This window comes from Paraliomyxa miuraensis, assembly GCF_026337845.1.
Taxonomy (GTDB): domain Bacteria; phylum Myxococcota_A; class Polyangia; order Nannocystales; family Nannocystaceae; genus Paraliomyxa; species Paraliomyxa miuraensis.
Genome location: NZ_JAOVZF010000145.1, coordinates 174,418 through 192,559 on the forward strand (window position 1 = coordinate 174,418; position 18,142 = coordinate 192,559).

Here is an 18,142-nt window from a genome sequence, read left to right on the forward strand (position 1 = left end):
TGCACGCATTCGCGCTCTGCTGGCGGCGCTCGGGGCAGGGGGACCCGCTTGCGTGGCTCGCAGAGGAGGGGGGAACCTCGTGCGTGGAACCGGTAGGGTTTGCCTGGCGCGATGACCACGTTCGACGACCCCTTGGATGAGCGCGCGGCGCTGGATGGAATGGCCGCGCCGACGCCCCTCGATGGGGACTCGGTGTCGCTCCCTTCGCCCCGCGACTCGGGCCGCGGAGGCGTGGGGGCGGTCACCCAGGATCGGATCGGGGCGCTGGTGTTCGAGCGGCTGTTCGAGCAGAAGCCGGAGGTCCTCCGCATCGGACGGTTCTCGGTGCTCGAGCGCATCGGCCGAGGGGGCATGGGTACCGTCTACGCCGCGTACGACGAGCAGCTCGACCGCAAGATCGCGATCAAGGTCATCGGCTCCGCGGACTTTGCCGACGACGTGGCACGGCGGCGGCTCGAGCGTGAGGCCCAGGCGATGGCTCGCCTCACCCACACCAACGTCGTCACCGTCTACGAGGTTGGCAACACCGACGGCGAGGTCTTCGTTGCCATGGAGTTCATCCGCGGCAAGAGCCTCGCCGAGTGGATCAACGACGAGCCGGACTGGCGCGAGGTCCTCGACGCATTCGTCCAGGCCGGACGAGGCCTGGTCGCTGCCCACCAGGCCGGCTTGGTCCACCGTGACCTCAAGCCCCACAACATCATGCGCACCGACGACGGGGTGGTGAAGGTGCTGGACTTCGGGCTCGCGCGCGCGGCGGGCGACGAGGCCTCGGACGAGCTCGATGAAGCGCTCGTGCGCTCGGACAGCGGCGGCTCGGCCCTGGCCGTCGACCTGACGCGGACGGGAGCGGTGCTCGGGACCCCGGCCTACATGGCGCCGGAGCAGCACCGGGGCGAGCTCGCCGATGCACGCAGCGACCAGTTCAGCTTCTGCGTGGCGCTCTACGAGGCCCTCCATCGCCGCCGTCCGTTCGATGCTCGCACCCCGGTCGCCATTGCGCATCGCATGGTCTCGGGGGACGTCGAGCCTCCACCGACCGATGGTCGCGTGCCCTCGTGGGTGCACCGCATCGTCCTGCGCGGGCTGTCCCCCAAGCCCTCCGATCGCTGGCCGTCGATGCTCGCGCTCGTGCAGGCGCTCGAGCGCGACCCCACGCGATCGCGGCGGCGGTGGATGATGGCCCTGGGCCTGGGGATCCTGGCCGGGCTTGGTGGCTTCGGACTGGCGGAGCTTCGCGCCGACGAGGCGGCCTCCTGTCCTCCCGCCGATGCCGAGCGCCAGGCGCTGTGGCCCGATGCTCGTCGCGAGCGGATCGGCGCCGCATTCGAGGCCAGCGACAGCCTCCTGGCGGCCGACACGTTGGTGCGGGTGAGCGGCCGCGTCGATGACTACGTGGGGCAGCTGGGGGACATGCGGCACGAGGTCTGCGAGTCGCATCGAGGTGGCATGCAGTCGTTGCGGTTGTTCGACCTGCGCACGGCATGTCTCGATGCGCGCCGCGCCGGGCTCGATGAGCTGTTGACCGAGCTCGAGCATGCCGATGCCGCGACCGTGCAGAATGCGACGTGGGCCGTGGCCAGCTTGCCCGGGGTGGCGCCCTGCGGCGACACCGGGGCGCTCACCGCCGCCGTGGCGCCACCCGAGGACGCCGAGGTGGCGGCCCAGGTCCAGCGCGAGCGCGAGACCCTGGCGAGCACCGCATCGCTGGTGCTGGCGGGAGCGTACGAAGCGGCGAGGGAGCGCGCGCTCGCGTCGTTGCAGCGGGCGCAGACGCTGGCGTACGAGCCGCTGGTGGCGGAGGCCGAGCTCGGGCTGGGAGCCGCGCTGATGGGAGTGTACCAGCACGAGGCGGCCCGGGAGGCACTGACCCGCAGCATCGCGGCGGCGTTGCGCTCGGGCCACGACGAGGTCGCGGTGGAGGCGTTGGCTCGTCGCATGTGGGTGGTGGCCGATCCGTTGCGGCAACCGAGCCAAGGGCGGAGGGACGACGAGGTCGCCGATGCGCTCGCCCACAAGCTCGGGCGGCCAACCCGGTTGCAGTGGCTGTTGCTCAACAATCGTGGGGTGGCGCTGTTTCGCAGCGGAGCGCTGGTCGAGGCCGAGCGCTCGTATCGCGAGGCCCTCGCGGTGATCGAGCAGGCAGACCCCGACGCATATCCCGTGGAGCAGATCTCGACGCGCTTCAACCTGGCCATGCTGCTGTCGACCGGCCTGGGGCGCCCCTCCGATGCGGCAGACGAGCTGCGCTCCGGTAGGGTCGCGGCGGAGGCACTGCTGGGCCCCGAGCACCCTCATGTCGCGATCTTCACCGCCCGGCTCGCAGCCAACCTGGTGGAGGCCGGACGGCCTTCGGCCGCGCAGGTCGAGCTCGACGAAGGGCTCGGCCGCTTGCCGCCCTCGGATGTCCATCCGAGGGCGACCTTCCTGCTCGAGCGCGCCAATCTCCACGCCACGGTGCGTCGAAACGAGGCCGCGCTCGCCGATGCCCAGGCCGCGCTGATGCTGATCGAGGCCGAGCTGCCCGACGATCCGATGCGTGCGGTGGGGCTCTCGCTGCGCGGCTTTGCCAGAGTGGGCCTGGCGGGCGGTCTGCAGGAGGTCGAGCGGGGACTCGAGGATCTGCGGGATGCGGTTGCCCGCGAGCAGCAACGGGTCGGGCCCGACAACGAGCTGGTCGCGAATGCACGCTGGTGGTTGGGACGGGCCCTGCATCGGGCAGGGCGGCTCGACGAGGCGAGCGGCGAGCTCGAGCGCGCTTGGACGATCTACGAGGGGCTCGGCGCCGGAGGGGGCTCGACCGTGGGGCGGCAGTCGGTTCCGCTCATCGAGGTGTATCTGGCCCGGGGAGAGCTCGCGCGAGCAGAGGAAGTGGTGCGGGCAACGTACCGCGTACAGGATGACGCCGGGTATGGCCCGGACAACATCCATCGCCTCCAGGTGCTGCGTCTGGAAGGCGAGCTCCGTGCCGTCCAGGGACGTGCGGAGCAGGCCCGCGCGGCGTTCGAACGGGCCTGCACCGGGCTGGCCGCGATCATGGACGGCACCGAGCCCGAGCTCGCGGCGTGCCGCCTGGGGCATGCGCGCGTGCTCGGCTCGACATCGCAGGCGCGCTCGCTCGCCGAGCAGGCGCGCGCGGCCTACCGGGATCTGGGCAGCGGCTTCGAGGAGCAACGCGCCGCAGCCGAGGCACTGCTGGCGAGCCTTGCTGCCCCGTCGCCCTGAGTTCCAGCCCCGCCGGCCGGGCCGCGCGTTCGGGCTACCAGTGGAAGGTGGTGCCCAGGCTCAGGTATGCCGCGGCAGGACCGGGGAACACCATCGGCGTGGGCGAACCATGGGCATCGAAGGCACGAAACGAAGGCCCGACCACCGGCAGCACCATGCCCACGCCACCGATGACCCCGAAACGCGAGGTCAGCCGGAGCTGGTAGTCGCCCTTGAGGGTGCCGGCGGCCCAGACCGTCGCATCACGACCGGGGCGTGCGTAGCCCTTCCAGAGGTGGGCCATGCCACCGGCCTGGCCGCCCATGCACATGCGGATCTGATGCTGATAGACCTGCTTGGCCGCGCATAGATCGAGCGTCCCCACCTGCAGCACGTTGGCGATCGAGCCCTCGCCCAGCCGAAACGGGGGAATGCCCACCAGCATCGCGCCCACGCGGGCCTGGAAGTTGGGATGGCCGACTACGAACGCTGCATCGGCTCCAAAGCCCGGCCGAGGCAAGACCTGCGTCATGGCCAGCCCCTGGACCTCGATGGCGCGGACCCGCTCGCGCTTGCGTCGAGGCGCTGGATCCTCGGTCGGCGGAGCGGAGGCTTCGTTCGGAGACGTCGCTCGAGCGGAAGAGGGGACGACGAGCGACCCCGCGAGAGCGGCGAAGGCAATGCACGACCCAGTCCACCAGCGCATGCCTCCACCCTAGGGGGTTCGGGGGCGGTCGCCAAGCACCAAGGGACGAACGCGAGCGAGGGCGGGACCATCCCGCGGTCGGCGGGCTCTGCGGGCAATCCGCGGAGGGCTGGGCAATCCTGCGGGCAATCCTTCCGGCCTTCCACCATAGGTAGGGCGGTGCCGGCGCGGTGCCGCGCGGCGTTGCGTGCCGATCGCTGATACCGTCGGGTTGGAGCCCATGCGAGCACGCCCCATGTTGGCCTTGGTCGTCGCCCTGCAAGGGTGCGCCGACGACCAGACCGCGACGCCCCTGCCTCCCGGGACCGATGCGAGCACCGGCACCCCGAGCACGGGCACCCCGGCCACGTTAGGCGGCGCCGACACGAGCGTGACGGGCGAGGGGGTCTCGACCGGACTCGAAGGCTCGACGAGCTCGAGCACCGCGGTCGATGCGACGAGCGGCTCGACCACGGACGGGGAGAGCAGCACGGGGCAGGAGCTGTGCGAGGCTCCCGTGGCGGTGGTGCCGTGCGACGGCTTCGGCGATGCTCCCACTCCACTCCAGGCCATCGGCTTGGATTGCCCCGGGGGTCCCGACCAGGCGATCGCCCTGGTGAGCTCCACGTTTCAGTCCGCCGATGCCGATGCCTGGCAGATTGGCACCCAGCTTGGCTCCCATGTCGATGCCATGGGCATGCCCACCTGGGGTCCCACTCATGGCGACCAGCTCTTGATGATCTCGAGCGGGTTCATCGCTCCACCGGACGCGACGGGCCGCGTGCTCATGGCCACCCTCGAGCAGGACGCCAACGACAACCCCGATGACAAGCCCCTCCCTGCGCCCATGGTGCCTGCACCGGGCAGCGGGGGGACCCCGTTCATGGGGTGCAACGGGGTGGCCGACTGCTCCGACAGTCTGTGGGATCAGTGGCTGGCCGGCGGCAGCGCGGCCAACGACCTGCTGTGGTTCCAGCTACGGGCGGAGGTCCCCGGGGGCACGCACGGATTCGCCTTCGATCTGGCGTTCTTCTCCGAGGAGTTTCCCGAGTCCGTGGGAACCACCTTCAACGACATGTTCGTGGTGTGGAGCAGCAGCGAGACCTACGTTGGCAACCTCTGCTTCGTGGACGAGCAACCATGCACCGTGACCGCGTTGTGGCCCGTGCCCTACGAGGGGGTTGCGCCACAGCTGCAGGACACCGGGTTTGGCGAGCATGCCCTGGGCGAGGGCGGCGGCACCGGCTGGTTTCGACTCAAGGGGTCGGCCGCACCCCATGAGATGCTCGAGCTGACCCTGGCCTTGTTCGACATGGGAGACGACCAGCTCGATACCCTGGTGTTGCTCGACGGCTTTGGTTGGGATTGCCAGGGGTGCACGCCGACCCCCGAAGACCCCTGTGGAGTCGTAGAGCCCCGCTGACCGTGGCAGACGCGATCTCGCCTGCTTGCGTCGGAATTGGGGGGGCGAGGCCGTCGGAGCGCCTCGTCGGTCCGCGGGGCTGACGTGCCGCCCCAAGCCGCGTTACCCTCGGGCCGTGGGCAAGCTCTACGAGCTCCTAGGAGGCGAGGCTGCGGTTCAGGCCGCAACCATTGGCTTCTACGAGAAGGTCATGGCCGACCCGTCCCTGGCGCCCTACTTCAGGGGGCTGCACATGGACGCGCAGGTGAAGAAGTTCATCGCATTCATGACCATGGCGCTCGGCGGCCCGCACAGCTACACGGGCCGCGATCTGAGGTCCGCTCATCAGCGCCTGGTCAACGATGGCCTGGGTGAGCCCCACTTCGATGCCATATTGGTGCACCTCGAACAGACGCTCACCGAGCTCGGCATCGATCCCGATCTCATCGAGCAAACCATCGAGCTGGTGGCCTCCACGCACGGCGACGTGCTGTGCCTGCCGCAGGGGTGATCCATGCTGCCCGACGAGATCCAGATCTCCACGCCCGAAGGTCCCCAGTCGATTACGGTGGAGGAATTCCTCGCGTTGCCGTTGTCGCAGCGCGTCAGTCACGTGCTGCGAGGCACCGCCCGGTTCTTCGCAGGCGGGGAGGAAATCGAGGGCAAGAAGGCCCTCGCGGCGGTCTGGGAGGCCAAGACCCAACAAGAGCAGCAGCGTCAGCAGCAACGTCAGCAGCACTGATCCGCGGTCGCCCCCGTCTCGTACCGTCGGAGTGCTTGGTCGAGGTGGCCTGCTGATCGCGCTGGGATGTGCATGTGGGGTTGCGCCCGCGTCCGGGTCGCCGTCGCCGGTCGCGTCGCCGCCGGCTGCGCGGTCGTCGGCGTCGCCGGCGTCGCCGGTTGGCGTGGACGAGGTACCCGGGTCTCGGGTGCCTGTGGGCTCGAGTCACTTCGTGCTGGTACGAGCACGCATCCCCGGATCCGGCTCGGTTGCGCTCGAGATCCGCGATGGTCTCCTCGTGGGCATCCACGACGAGCCGCCCGCCGTGGCCTCGGTGATCGATCTCGAGGGGCGGTTCGTGGTGCCGGGGGCGGTAGACAGCCACGTGCACCTCGCCCATCGGTTCGGAGCCGACGGGGTCGAGCGTGGTCGGGCTCGGCTGGCCGCGGCAGGGGTGGTGGCGGGCGTCGATCTGGCGGCGCCCTTGGCTGCGATGCGAGCCTTCGATCGCGAGCGCTGGCTGACCGCCGGCCCCATGCTCACGGCCCGCCGCGGCTACCCCACCCGAAGCTGGGGTTCGCAGGGCTTTGGGCTCGAGATCGACGATGGCGTGGATGCACGTGCGGCCGTCGATGTGCTCGTGGACGCGGGGGCGTCGGTGGTGAAGATACCGCTGGGGCAGGGGCCCACGCTGCGTCGCTCGGTGCTCCACGAGCTGGTCGAGCACGCCCATGCTCGCGGGCTGAAGGTGGCCGCGCACGCATTGGGCGATGCCGACGTGGCCCTGGCCGCCGACGTGGGCGTCGACGTGCTGGCCCATGCTCCGGTCGAGCCGCTGACCGACGACACGGTGGCGGCGTGGCGGGGGCGCGCCGTGGTGAGCACGTTGATGGCCTTTGGGGCGCGTCCCACCGCGGTGGACAACCTCCGCCGACTGCACGAGGCGGGAGCGACGGTTCTCTATGGTACCGATCTGGGCAACTCGCCCGTGGTGGGCATCGACCCGGAGGAACTCGAGGAACTCGCACGTGCGGGGCTGTCCTCGGCCGAGATCCTCGACGCCATGACCGAGATCCCGGCCACGTTCTGGGGGCTGCCCGGGCTGGGGCGGCTCGAGCCGGGCAAGGCAGCCAGTCTGCTGGTGCTGGACGAGGATCCGTTGCGTGACCCCACCACGCTCGCGCGCCCCGTGGCGGTCTACGTGGATGGCGTGCGGCTCGAGTCCTCGTGAGGCCCCGCCGATGGCGGATCGGCGGGCGCGATGGTCCACCCCATCACGCCGTAGAGGATCGAGATCAGCGGGTTGACGATGTTGAGGAACGCATACCCCAAGTAGGCTCCGGTGGGCACCATCAACGTCGCGGCCATGAACGCGCCGCAGGTGTTCCAGGGGATGAGCGGCGAGGTGATGGTGCCGCCATCTTCGAGTGCCCGGCTGAGGTTCTTGGGATGTAGGCCACGCTCGCGATAGGTTGCGGCGTACATGCGGCCAGGGACGACGATGGAGATGTACTGATCGCCGGCCACCACGTTGATGCCCACCGAGGTGAGCACGGTGGTGGCGATGAGCCTCCCGGTGTTGGTGGCGGCACGGAGCAGGCGGGCCGCCAGCGCCCGCAGCATGCCGGTACCCTCCATGATCCCGCCGAAGCTCATCGCGCACAGCACCAGGAACACGGTGCTACCCATGCTCGACATGCCGCCGCGGCTGAGCAGCTCGTCCACGGCTGCATCACCGGTGGTGGCCACGTAGCCGCTCATGGCTGCGCTGAGGGTGGACCCCACGGTGGCGCCCTCGGCCGCCACCGCGACCACGGCACCGAGCACCACGCCCAGCAGCAGCACCGGGAGCGCCGGCTTGCCACGCAGCACCAAGCCCACCACCACCAGCGGGGGCAGCAAGTGCAGCAGACCCGGGTGGAAGTTGGCCTCGATCGTCGCTCCAATGCTGCCCATGCCCGCGGCCGCGGTGTTGGGGTCGAGGGTCAGCCCCAGGATCGTGTAGCCCACCATCGCGATGGCCCATGCGGGACCGGTGGTGAGCACCTGATGGCGAATGTGGGTGAACAGCTCGGTCCCCGCCATGGCCGGGGCCAGGTTGGTGGTGTCCGACATCGGCGAGAGCTTGTCTCCGAAGTAGGCTCCGCTCACCACTGCACCGGCCGTCATGGCGGGGTCGATGCCCATGGCGCCGCCGATCCCGATCATGGCAAGGCCCACCGTGCCCGCCGTCGACCACGACGAGCCACTGACGAGGCTCACGATCGAGCAGACCGCACAGGCGGTCGGGAGGAACCATCCGGGGGACAGCAGCATGAGCCCCCAGTGGATGAGTGCCGGCACGATGCCACCGGCCAGCCACGTGCCCATGAGCATGCCGATCACCAGCAGGATCAGGATGGCGCGCATCGCCATGCGGATGGCCTCGACGACCGCGAGCTCGAGCGCGTTCCAGTCGTGGCCGAAGCGATGGGCGACCGCAGCGGCAACGGCGGCGGCTGCGAGTAGGGGCAGGTGCCCCGTCCCCTCGAAGCCCGGCTCGAGTCGCGGCAGGACGATGAGGACCGTGGTCAGCAGGGCCACCAGGGCGAGCACGGGGACCAACGCCCACCCGGCCGGGATCTCGCGGGGCTCGCGGGTCGAGGGGGCGTCGTCCGCCATGCGGGGCAGGGTATCAGGCTGCGGACGGGCTGATACCCTTCGGTGCGCAATGGTCGACCTCGACGCGTTCGTTCGCGCCTTGCCGAAGGCGGAGCTGCACCTGCACCTCGAGGGGTCGGTGACACCGGCCATGGCCGGAAGGCTCGCGCGTCGACATCGGGTGGAGATGCCCGGGGCCGGGCTGGGCGAGACACTCGATCTTCGCCAGGCGTTTCCGTTCGTGGACTTTGCCGGGTTCTTGCGGCTCTACCTGGCGATCGCCCGGTGCTTGCAGCAGGCGGGAGACTTTGCCGAGATCGCGGAGGACCTCGGCCGGCGGCTCCACGAGCAAGGGGTTGGCTATGCCGAGGTCACGTTCACGCCCGCCCTGCATCGCTCGCGGGGCATCGACGACGCGATGATGATCGAGGGACTGGTTGCGGGCCGCCGGGCCGTGCTCGAGCGTCACGACGTGCTGCTGCGCTGGGTGTTCGACGTGGTGCGGATCTTCCCCGAGCAGGCCGAGCCCACGTTGGCGTTTGCCCTCGCAATGGAACGGGTGGATCCCGGGGCAACGGTAGGGTTGGGTCTGGCGGGGCCCGAGGACCGGCCGCACGATGTGGCGCCCCTGGTGGAGGCGTTTGCACGGGCACGGGCCGAGGGACTGCGCTCGCTACCCCATGCGGGCGAACTCGCGGGGCCCGAGCGGATCTGGGAGGCGCTACGGAAGCTCGGGGCGGATCGGATCGGGCACGGGGTCCGTTGTCTGGACGATCCTGCGCTGGTCGAATTCCTACGAGAGCGGGAGGTCCCGCTCGAAGTCTGTCCCAGTAGCAACGTATGCCTCGGCGTGTGCGGGTCGATCGCCGAGCATCCGCTGCCGCGGATCATGGAGGCCGGAGTTGCCGTGAGTCTGGGGAGTGATGATCCACCGTTGTTCGGGACGGATCTGGTGCAGGAGTACCTGCGGGTGGCCGAGGCCTTCGGGTGGGGGCCGCCCAGGCTGCGGGCGTTGGCGGCTGCGTCGATCGAGCACGCCTTCATGCCCGCCGAGCGCGCAACGAGCATGCGAGCCGCGCTGGCGGCCATACCCGATCCCGAGTGAGTCAGCGCTTCGCCTTGCGCGAGGACTTGGTGCCGGCCGGCTTCTTGGTACCGGAGGGCTTCTTGGTACCGGAGGGCTTCTTGGTACCGGAGGGCTTCTTGGTACCGGAGGGCTTCTTGGTACCGGACTTCTCCTTGGGGGACGCCGTCCTCATGGTGGCTTTCTTCGTCCTCCCGGTCGTCGGCAGCGTTCCCCCGCCCATGGCCACGATGTGCTCGAGCTCCGCCCGAGTCACCGGCTGCACCGAGAGCCGCGAGCGCTTGACCAGCACCATCTCGCCGAGCTCCGGTGTCGCCTTGATCTCCTGCAGCGCAACCGCGCGCGGCAAGTGCCCCACGTACTCGACGTCGACCATCGACCACCGCGGGGTCTCGGTGCTCGATTTGGGATCGAAGTACTGGCTCTTGGGATCGAATTGAGTCGGATCCGGGTACGCCACGCGATGCACCCGGCAGATACCCACGACCGCGGGGACCTTCGTGCTCGAGTGGTAGAAGAGCGCGAGCTCTCCGACCTCCATGGCCCTCATCAGGTTGCGCGCGGAGAAGTTGCGGACGCCGTCCCAGTGCCCGATCACCTCGCGTTGCAGGTCGTCGATCGAATAGGTGTCGGGCTCGCTCTTGAGCAGCCACGAGCGCGGACGTGGAAGGTCATCGGTCATGCAGGGCGAGCGTGGCGGATGTGCCTCGCGAAGGCGAGCTTGGGATGCCCACTCTCTCGAGGAGGCTCATCGGTTCTGGTCTGGGCTCATCTCCCCGAGCGGATCGGGCGCACGATTCGCCCCGGGATGCTCGAATCGAGGGTGCAGAGGCGAAGGGTTCGCTCCGGGCGGCCCGAATCGAGGGTGTAGAGGCGAAGGGGTCGCTCCGGGCGGCCCGAATCGAGGGTGTAGAGGCGAAGGGTTCGCTCCGGGCGGCCCGAATCGAGGGTGCAGAGGCTTCGGGTTCGCTCCGGGTGCCCCGAAGCGAGGGTGTAGAGGCGAAGGGTTCGCTCCGGGCGGCCCGAATCGAGGGCGTAGAGGCTTCGGGTTCGCTCCGGGTACCCGAATCGAGGGTGCAGAGGCGAAGGGTTCGCTCTGGGCGTCCCGAATCGAAAGTGCAGAGGCGAAGGGTTCGCCGCGGGTGCTCGAGTCCGAGAGCGTAGAGGCGAAGGGTTCGCTCCGGGACGGTCGACCCGAGCGGTACGTCGGGCCTCGTTGGAGCGTTTGCCCGACAAGATCCTACTGAAGGTCACATCATCGGACCCCGGGAGCGTCGGGGAAATCACATGGGGTCAGCCCACCGATGCTCGCGAATGCACCACCTTGGTCCCAAGCGCATCCAGGAGCGCCTGAAGGGCTGCTGGCTCGCCATTGAGCACGAGCTGGCCATCCTCGCCCACATGGGCTTCCACCCTCGGCGGTCCGTGCCAGAGCGCGGGATCTCGATAGCGGTCGGTGCGGTGGTGCAGCCGCTGGTTGCTCGACCCGATGAAGCGCCGGCCTCCGTCGTCCGCCGAGGGCTCCGGCCGTCGGGCGTCGTAGCGGCCATCGACCAGGGTGTCGATGGCATCCCAAAGGGTCGAGAACCCCGGCTTCGCTCGCGCTTCCTCGAACCGATAGCCGGAGAACACCAGTACGCCCAGACCGAGCGCCGCCGCAGACTCGCAGAGCGCGGTCACACCGGCGAGCTGTTGCAGTGGCTCCCCTCCGAGGACGGTCAGCCCCTCGAGTTGGTGCTCGTCACGAGCTCGCCGCAGCTCGTCCACCAGCACGCGCACCGGAATCGTCGGTCCGCCGCGAGGGGAGAGCATCCTTGGGTTGCAGCATCCCGGGCAGCCGAGCGTGCACCCCTGGACCCAGACTGCGAACCGTCGGCCTGGGCCCTCGGCGGTCGTCAGCGAAACTCGGGCTGCGAGCATCAGCCGCGGTTCACGATCGGTCACCTCGTGGAACCCTCGGAACCTTCGCGCTTGCGGCGGCTGAGCAGCCCCACCACCACCGCCACGGCCATCAGCAGCACCGCTCCGCCCAGATGTCCGGGCAGTACGTGCCACATGCCCGAGGCAGGGCAGTGCCAGGTAACCACGTTGAGGGCGACCAGGGCCAACCCTGCCGCCACCCAGAACACGCTGGCCATGCCGCGCCGCTCTACGAACGCGCCACTGAGGAAGCCGATGAGCACGAGCATCACCCCGGTGCCGAGCACCAGCATCATGCATGCGTCCTCACCGGACTCTCCGCCGTGCTCGAGTCCGGCCAGCGGCCAGCCGGTCGAGGCCGAGGCGGCCAGCAGGATCGCGCTCGTGGCCAGGAGCACTCGCGTCCAGCGGCCCGGGAACAGCAATCCCACTCCCACCGCCGGCAGCACGAGCAAACACATCACCCATAGCGCGGCCTGCAGCACGAGCTGACCCGCCGGTTGCTGCAGGAGATCGGGCCTCACCTCGACCGAGACCAACACCCCGATCACGACCACCGCGGCGAGCAGCAAGGCCGGGAGGAAGTGTGCCCGGCGGACCCGCCGCTCGCGGCGGAGATCCTTCATGATCGCCTGGAGGGCGTTGTCCTTCTCGGGCTTCACGGCGGTCTACCCAGGTCGTCTTCCCCCTGCCCAACGACGGACCGGGACGCGAAGTTTCGCAAGCGCCCTTGCGCGCGTGGACGGCTCGCGGCCGTGCGCGGAGGAATGCACGGTCATGATAGCGTAGCCACGGGGGCCATCACGAGCCCGATCCCGCCGAAGCGGAGATCCCGCTGGCGCAAGACGATGGCGCCTCAATCGTGGTCGCAGGTTGCGCCCTGGCTAGCGACGTCGTTGCTCGGGTGACTTCTGGGTGTCGGCGTTGGGAATCTCGGCCAGCCAGCGCTCGAGCCAGCCCTCGACCTCGGCGTGCCACTGTAGGGTATTGGCGGGACGCAGCACCCAGTGGTTCTCGTCGGGGAAGTGCAGGTAGCGACTTGGGATCCCGCGCCGCTGTAGCGCAGTGAAGGCGGCCAGCCCCTGGGTCTCGGGTACGCGGTAGTCGAGCGAGCCGTGGATCACCAACATCGGGGTCTGCCACTGCTCCACGAAGCGCACCGGGTTGTGCTCCTCGTAGGCCGCGGGATCCTGGAACTGCGGGGCTCCGTGCTCGCGCTCGGGGAACCACAGCTCCTCGGTCGCATAGTACATCGCGCGCTGGTCGAACACGCCGTCGTGGTTGATCAGGCAGCGAAAGCGCTCGGGCCAGCGGCCAGCGATCCAGTTGATCATGTAGCCGCCGTACGAAGCCCCCAGTGCGCACACGCGATCTCCATCGAGCCACGGATAGCGCTCGAGCGCAGCGTCCAGGCCCTCTTGTAGATCGACCAGCGGCTTGCCACCCCAGTCCCCCTGGATCGAGTCGGTGAACGCCTGGCCATAGCCGGTGGAGCCGTGGAAGTCGATCATCACCGCTGCATAGCCGGCTCCCGCGTAGGTTTGTGGGTTCCAGCGGTAGTGGAAGTGGTTGCCGAACGAGCCTTGGGGCCCACCGTGGATCAGGAAGGCCACCGGGTAGCGCTCGCCCTCGCGGCGCTCGGCGGGCGCGACCACGTAGCCGTGCACCGTCTCCCCTCGCCAGCCCTCGAAGGTGAATTGTGCGGGCTCGCCCATCGTCACGTCGGACAAGCGCTCGGCATTGAGGCGGGTGAGCTGTACGGGGTCACCTCCGCCGGCCGGCATGATCCAGAGGTCGGCGGGGTGGCGTAGGTCGTCGCGTGCCAGCACGATGCGACCGCCGGCCTGCGTTGCGCCGAGGACGTGTCCCTCGGTGAGCAGCTCGGTCACCGCGCCATCCTCGACCGCGACCCGGAACACTGCCCTTTGGCCCAGATGTTGGGCGGTGACCAGCAGCGACTTGCCGTCGGGGCTGAAGGAGAGCTCGTCGGCCGAGCGATCCCAGTCGGCCGCCAGCGTGCGCACCTCACCCGCCGGCCACGCCATCAGCTTGATCGCGAAGCGATCGGCTTCATAGCCCGGCGTGGCCATCGATGCGTACGCCAGCATCGTGCCGTCGGGGGAGAACACGGGGTGGGTGTCCCAGGCGGGGTTGTCGGCCGTCAGCTCGCGTCGCGTTCCCCGGCCGTCGGTCGAGACCGCGTAGAGGTCGAAGTCGGTCGACCAGCGCTCGCTGGCTCCCACGTCGCGCGCCGTATAGACGATGGTGCCGCCGTCGGGCGAGAATGCATACTCTTCGATACCGCCGAACGGCTGGCTGGGGACGTCGGCGTCCTGACCGTGCGTGAGGTCGACGGGCTCGGTGCCGGCCTGGCTGTCGAGGGCCAGGGTGAACAGGTGCGAGCGCCGGCCGTCGCGGTAGTGGTCCCAGTGCCGCACGAATCCCTCGTCGTAGCCGTGGCCGGTGCTGGGATCGCGCTCTTGCTTCTCCAGGCGCTCGGCCGTGCACTGGAGGCCCTCACAGTCCACGAACACCTCGGTGGTGAACGCGATCCGATCGCCGGTGGGCGAGAGCTGGAGGTTGGCCACGGGGAGCGGGAGCTCGGTGACCGCCTCGGGAGCGCCGCCTCCGGCGGGCATGCGCCACACCTGGCTCGTGCCGCCACGCGACGAGACGAAGTAGAGCGTCTTGCCATCGGGCGACCAGCACGGGTTGCCGTCGGCATGCTCGTCGTCGGTGAGCTGGCTTGGCTCGCCGCCGTCGGTGGACACCGACCATAGATCGGTGCGGCTCTTGCCGGTGGCATGGTCGAGCGTGCGCAGCACATAGGCCACGGTCTTGCCGTCGGGCGACACGGCGTGCTCGCCGAGGCGGTCCATCGCGATGAGATCGCGGGCCCCGAAGGGGTGCGGCCCTTCGGGGGGCAGCGGAAGCGGATCGCTCGGGGTGGCTTCCTCGGGCTGCGGGCTGGGCTCCGATGGCGGTGTGGTGGGCGGCACGGCGGCGGCAGCCGAGTCGGAGCTGGGGCGCTCGGTCTCGGGCTTGGCGTCCGATGGCCCTGGGTCCGCGGAGGTACCGCACGCCATGGGAACGAGCCCAACCAATAGAGAGGCCAGCAGGGAGACCGGCACGGGGCCGCGGAGATCTGGCATGGCCGCAGAGCCTACGCCCACGGTCGCGAGGCTGTCCAACCATCTGTCAAGCGACTGGCCATGGGACGACTGGCCATGGGACGACTGGCGTCGCCATCCTGCGGTGGCGATCAAGCCTCGGGCTGCGGTGACAGCCCCCGGAACACGGCGTGGAGATCGATTGGCTCGTGGGCGCTCGCCGGCAGCGACACCGGTAGCTCCACCACGCCGAAGCGTACGCGGCACAGGTCGAGCACTTCGGTACCCAGCGCCATGAAGATCCGGCGGACCTCATGGAAGCGGCCGGTGGTGAGGGTGATGGTCGCGTGCACGCGGGCATCCGGGGAGCGTCGCAATCCCGGGTGCATGCTGGTCACGACACGGCGCTCCAGCGCGACGATTCGCGGGGCGTGGCCGTCGTCGAGCCGTAGGTCGGACGGTGGGTCGCGAAACCCACCGGCCAAGCCCACGTGGTACTCGCGTGGCACCCCGTAGCGGGGATGGGTCAGGCGATGGAGCAGCGTGCCGTCGGTGGTCCATAGCAGCAAGCCGCTGGTGTCGAGATCCAGGCGTCCCACCGCTCGAAGCTCGCGGAAGAGCGGGGCTTCTCGCAGCAGCGCATGGGCGGTGGGGTGGCGCGGGTCGTCGTGGGCCGTGACCACGCCCACGGGCTTGTGCAGCCGGAGACTGACGCGGTGGTGCAGAGTATGGGGCTCGCCGTCCACCACGACCTGCCGCGGTCCCTCGCTGGGCAGGCAAGGGATCCGACCATCGTCGAGCCGCAGGCCCCCCGGATCGTGGATCCGCCCCGCTCGAAGCAGGCGCGTCACCTGACGGCGCGAGAGCCCGAGGTTGCGGGCGATCAGGGCGTCCAGCCGCGGCATGCTCGGGATGCCAGTGTGCCCAAGTCGCGGTTCGTTCGCACTAGGCCGTCGCGGGCCCGAGGCGATACTCTCGGCGCAGTGAGCGGTCGGCCGCAGCCTCTGCCCGACGAGGAACGCATCGTCGCGCGGGCCCGTGGTGGCGACCGCAGGGCCTTCGAACAGATCTATCGCGCCTATGCGCGCACCCTGTTCGGCTACGTGCTCATCCCCATGCTCGGCGACGCCGACGACGCCGAGGATTGCCTGCGCGAGACCTTTCTCGCGGCCAACCGCGCGCTGCCCAACTATACGTGGAAGCCGCCGGGGATCTACGGCTGGCTCAAGGTGCTCGCGAAGAACAAGGCTCGCGATCTGCTGCGGGCCTCGGGTCGTCGTCAGCGTCTACGGGGCGCCTTTGCCGAGCACGTCGACGCCTTCGGCGGGGGCACGGCCAGCGCCGTGGGCGACGAAGAACTAGAGCGCGAGCAGCTGCGCGGGCGGATCGAGCAGGTGCTCGACACGCTCAATCCGCGCTACGCCCAGGTGCTTCGCCTGCGGCTGCTCGAGGATCGTGGCCGCGACGAGTGCGCGGCGTTGCTCGACGTGAAGATCGGCACGCTCGACGTGCTGCTGTTTCGGGCGTGCCGCAGCTTCAAGCAAGCCTGCGAAAAGCACGGCATGGCCCTGGGAGGTGAGCTATGAAGGACTCCGTGTCGACGGCGGCCGAGGGCCGAGTGGCGGCGCCGCAGGGCCTCGTTGGGGCCCGTGTAAGAGCCCTCTTGTGGGGCGCGTTCCAGCCGGCGACCGGGCGGACCCCGCCCGGCAGACGATGGGGGCGAAGGCCCCCGCCAAGGGCCGCCGGCCATCACCGATCGATTCGAGCACGAGGGAGCCACCATGTCCGCCGATGACACCTCCGCGACCGAGACCCGCCCCGGCGGCGTGCTCGACCCGAGCTGGGAGGTCGCCTTGCGAGCGGGGCAGGCGGCCGAAGACGAGCAGGGCAGCGTCGAGGGCGAGCTCGCCGTGATCCACTTGCTGCGACACGCCCGCGCCCCGCAGCCCCTCGACGATGCCGCATTCGAGCGCCTGTGGGACGACGTGGATGCTTCGCTGGCCGAGTCCGCCGCATCCACCGGATGGCGAGGATGGCTGCGCCGCTCTCAGCGACTGTGGTTGTGGGGTGGCAGCGCGACCCTGGCCGCGGCGGCGGCCGCGGTGCTGGTGGTGGTGTGGTCCGGCCCCGGACCACAGCCGGGCGGCGGCGAGTCGCTCACGGGCGAGCAGCTCGCCACGGTGAGCGGTCACGACGAGCTCGCAGCCACCATCGAGGCCCAATTCGCCATGCTCGAGCCGGGGGCTCGTGCGGAGGTCGATCGCTCGGTCGACGAGGGGCGCAGCAGCCTGCGTGGCGATCTTCTGACCGCGGCCATCCACGCCGATGGCCGCACCATGGGAGGTGCGCCATGAACGACACCAGCACCCGCGCACCCGCGACCCGTCGTGGCAAGGGTCTATTGCCGCTCGCGCTGGGCATGGTGCTCGGGGCACTGGCGATGCTGGTGGGGCTGGCCGAGGCCGGTCGCCTCAAGCCACGAGAGCCGCAGACGGTGGTGGCCTTGGGCCAGCTGCTCGACGCCGAGCACCGCCGGGTCGACCTGATGCTCGAGCGCGGCGACATGGCGGGAGCCATCGAAGCCCTCGAGGCCCTGCGCGAGCAGCCGTGGCCCGATCACGAAGCGGGTGGCGACGTGGGCATGCAGCTTCGCCACGATGTCTATGGCCGCCTGCTCCGGCTACGGCTCGATCACCCCGAGGTCTTGCCGGTCGAGCCGCAGGCGCTGCTGCGAATCGCCGAAGAGGGGCTCGGCGAGTCCTACCGCGAGCTCGACATCAATCCCTTCACCGCGCGCCTCGCCGCGCTGCGAGGCGAGGTGCTCGAGCAGCTCGACCGCGACGACGATGCCCTCGCCGCCTACGTCGAGGCGCTCGACATGAACAGTGCGCTGCTCGATCGCGAGCTCGCCGAGGAGGGGGCGAAGTGAGCCCTCGCCGGGCACTCCTCGCCATGGGGGCGGGGGCGCTGCTGGGACTCTCGGCGTGCACCGCCAAGGCGCCGCTCACTGCTCCCGCAGGAGGAGTCGACGAGTCGGCGGCCGGAGGCGATCGCGACGATGCCTCGCTGCGAGCCGCGGATCTCTCCTCGCTCGAGCTCGAGCTCGATCGTTCGTGGGAGGAGCTGCGGACGCTCGAGGACTCGCGCGAGCCCGCGTCGGTCGAGGCCGGCGCGGCTGGTCCCGGGGACGTGGTCGATCGCTGCGAGAGGATCCGCGGGCTCGCCGATCGGATCTGTGTGCTGAGCGATCGCGTGTGTGCCCTGGCCGACGAGCACCCGGGTGAGGAGCGCTACACGAGCGCGTGCGGCCGTGGGCGCGACACCTGCACCCAGGCCACCGAAGCGGCCGATCGCTGTGCAGCGGGTTGAGTCGTCG

At 69.9% G+C, this 18,142-nt stretch carries 17 protein-coding genes; 10 read left to right on the forward strand and 7 right to left on the reverse strand.

The window, feature by feature from the left end:
* Positions 1-111 precede the first annotated feature (111 nt).
* Entirely contained in the window at positions 112-3,225 is a 3,114-nt protein-coding gene (locus tag OEB96_RS12405) for a serine/threonine-protein kinase (RefSeq protein WP_266215799.1), read from the forward strand.
* A 34-nt stretch (positions 3,226-3,259) separates the two neighbouring features.
* Here the strand turns inward: OEB96_RS12405 and OEB96_RS12410 are convergent, their stop codons facing one another.
* Positions 3,260-3,736: a hypothetical protein gene (locus OEB96_RS12410; protein WP_266215800.1), complete on the reverse strand. Its 477-nt coding sequence runs from the start codon at positions 3,734-3,736 to the stop codon at positions 3,260-3,262.
* Between the two features lie 409 nt (positions 3,737-4,145).
* On the opposite strand from OEB96_RS12410, the gene OEB96_RS12415 reads away from it, so the two are divergent.
* The 4 genes from OEB96_RS12415 (at position 4,146) to OEB96_RS12430 (ending at position 7,243) form a co-directional block, all read left to right on the forward strand.
* Positions 4,146-5,312 carry a choice-of-anchor L domain-containing protein gene (locus OEB96_RS12415; protein ID WP_266215801.1) on the forward strand — a complete coding sequence of 389 codons (1,167 nt, stop codon included), beginning with the start codon at positions 4,146-4,148 and terminating at the stop codon, positions 5,310-5,312.
* Positions 5,313-5,427: 115 nt separating this feature from the next.
* The gene (locus tag OEB96_RS12420) at positions 5,428-5,802 is read left to right on the forward strand and encodes a group I truncated hemoglobin (protein WP_266215802.1); all 375 of its coding nucleotides are present in this window, start codon (positions 5,428-5,430) and stop codon (positions 5,800-5,802) included.
* 3 nt (positions 5,803-5,805) lie between these two features.
* Positions 5,806-6,033: a hypothetical protein gene (locus tag OEB96_RS12425; protein WP_266215803.1), complete on the forward strand. Its 228-nt coding sequence runs from the start codon at positions 5,806-5,808 to the stop codon at positions 6,031-6,033.
* Between the two features lie 211 nt (positions 6,034-6,244).
* Positions 6,245-7,243, forward strand: a complete 999-nt coding sequence (locus OEB96_RS12430; RefSeq protein ID WP_266215804.1) for an amidohydrolase family protein — start codon at positions 6,245-6,247, stop codon at positions 7,241-7,243.
* Here the strand turns inward: OEB96_RS12430 and nhaC are convergent.
* On the reverse strand, positions 7,210-8,673 hold the full coding sequence (gene nhaC / locus OEB96_RS12435) for a Na+/H+ antiporter NhaC (protein WP_266215805.1): 1,464 nt from the start codon (positions 8,671-8,673) through the stop codon (positions 7,210-7,212). The two genes, OEB96_RS12430 and nhaC, sit on opposite strands and share 34 nt — an antisense overlap.
* Before the next feature lie 49 nt (positions 8,674-8,722).
* Here nhaC and add point away from each other — a divergent pair, with 49 nt between their 5' ends.
* Complete coding sequence (gene add, locus OEB96_RS12440; protein WP_266215806.1) at positions 8,723-9,757, forward strand: adenosine deaminase; 1,035 nt, start codon at positions 8,723-8,725, stop codon at positions 9,755-9,757.
* 1 nt (position 9,758) lies between these two features.
* On the opposite strand, the gene OEB96_RS12445 is transcribed toward add, so the two are convergent.
* From OEB96_RS12445 to OEB96_RS12465, 5 genes are all read right to left on the reverse strand, one after another.
* A complete protein-coding gene (locus OEB96_RS12445; protein ID WP_266215807.1) occupies positions 9,759-10,418 on the reverse strand; it encodes an EVE domain-containing protein in 660 nt (219 codons plus the stop codon).
* Between the two features lie 611 nt (positions 10,419-11,029).
* Complete coding sequence (locus OEB96_RS12450) at positions 11,030-11,656, reverse strand: 4Fe-4S single cluster domain-containing protein (protein ID WP_266215856.1); 627 nt, start codon at positions 11,654-11,656, stop codon at positions 11,030-11,032.
* A gap of 20 nt (positions 11,657-11,676) precedes the next feature.
* On the reverse strand, positions 11,677-12,318 hold the full coding sequence (locus OEB96_RS12455) for a hypothetical protein (RefSeq protein WP_266215808.1): 642 nt from the start codon (positions 12,316-12,318) through the stop codon (positions 11,677-11,679).
* Positions 12,319-12,540: 222 nt separating this feature from the next.
* Positions 12,541-14,808 (reverse strand): S9 family peptidase, encoded by a 2,268-nt coding sequence (locus OEB96_RS12460; RefSeq protein WP_266215809.1) that lies wholly within the window; start codon positions 14,806-14,808, stop codon positions 12,541-12,543.
* Positions 14,809-14,918: 110 nt separating this feature from the next.
* Complete coding sequence (locus OEB96_RS12465; RefSeq protein WP_266215810.1) at positions 14,919-15,671, reverse strand: pseudouridine synthase; 753 nt, start codon at positions 15,669-15,671, stop codon at positions 14,919-14,921.
* Positions 15,672-15,749: 78 nt separating this feature from the next.
* Between OEB96_RS12465 and OEB96_RS12470 the strand changes: the two genes are divergently transcribed.
* The 4 genes from OEB96_RS12470 to OEB96_RS12485 all read left to right on the forward strand — a co-directional run bounded on the left by OEB96_RS12470 (position 15,750) and on the right by OEB96_RS12485 (position 18,135).
* On the forward strand, positions 15,750-16,352 hold the full coding sequence (locus OEB96_RS12470) for an RNA polymerase sigma factor (protein WP_266215811.1): 603 nt from the start codon (positions 15,750-15,752) through the stop codon (positions 16,350-16,352).
* A gap of 195 nt (positions 16,353-16,547) precedes the next feature.
* Positions 16,548-17,120, forward strand: a complete 573-nt coding sequence (locus OEB96_RS12475) for a hypothetical protein (protein WP_266215812.1) — start codon at positions 16,548-16,550, stop codon at positions 17,118-17,120.
* On the forward strand, positions 17,117-17,695 hold the full coding sequence (locus OEB96_RS12480) for a tetratricopeptide repeat protein (RefSeq protein WP_266215813.1): 579 nt from the start codon (positions 17,117-17,119) through the stop codon (positions 17,693-17,695). Before OEB96_RS12475 ends, OEB96_RS12480 begins: the two co-directional genes overlap by 4 nt.
* On the forward strand, positions 17,692-18,135 hold the full coding sequence (locus OEB96_RS12485; RefSeq protein ID WP_266215814.1) for a hypothetical protein: 444 nt from the start codon (positions 17,692-17,694) through the stop codon (positions 18,133-18,135). Before OEB96_RS12480 ends, OEB96_RS12485 begins: the two co-directional genes overlap by 4 nt.
* The last annotated feature ends 7 nt before the right edge of the window (positions 18,136-18,142 follow it).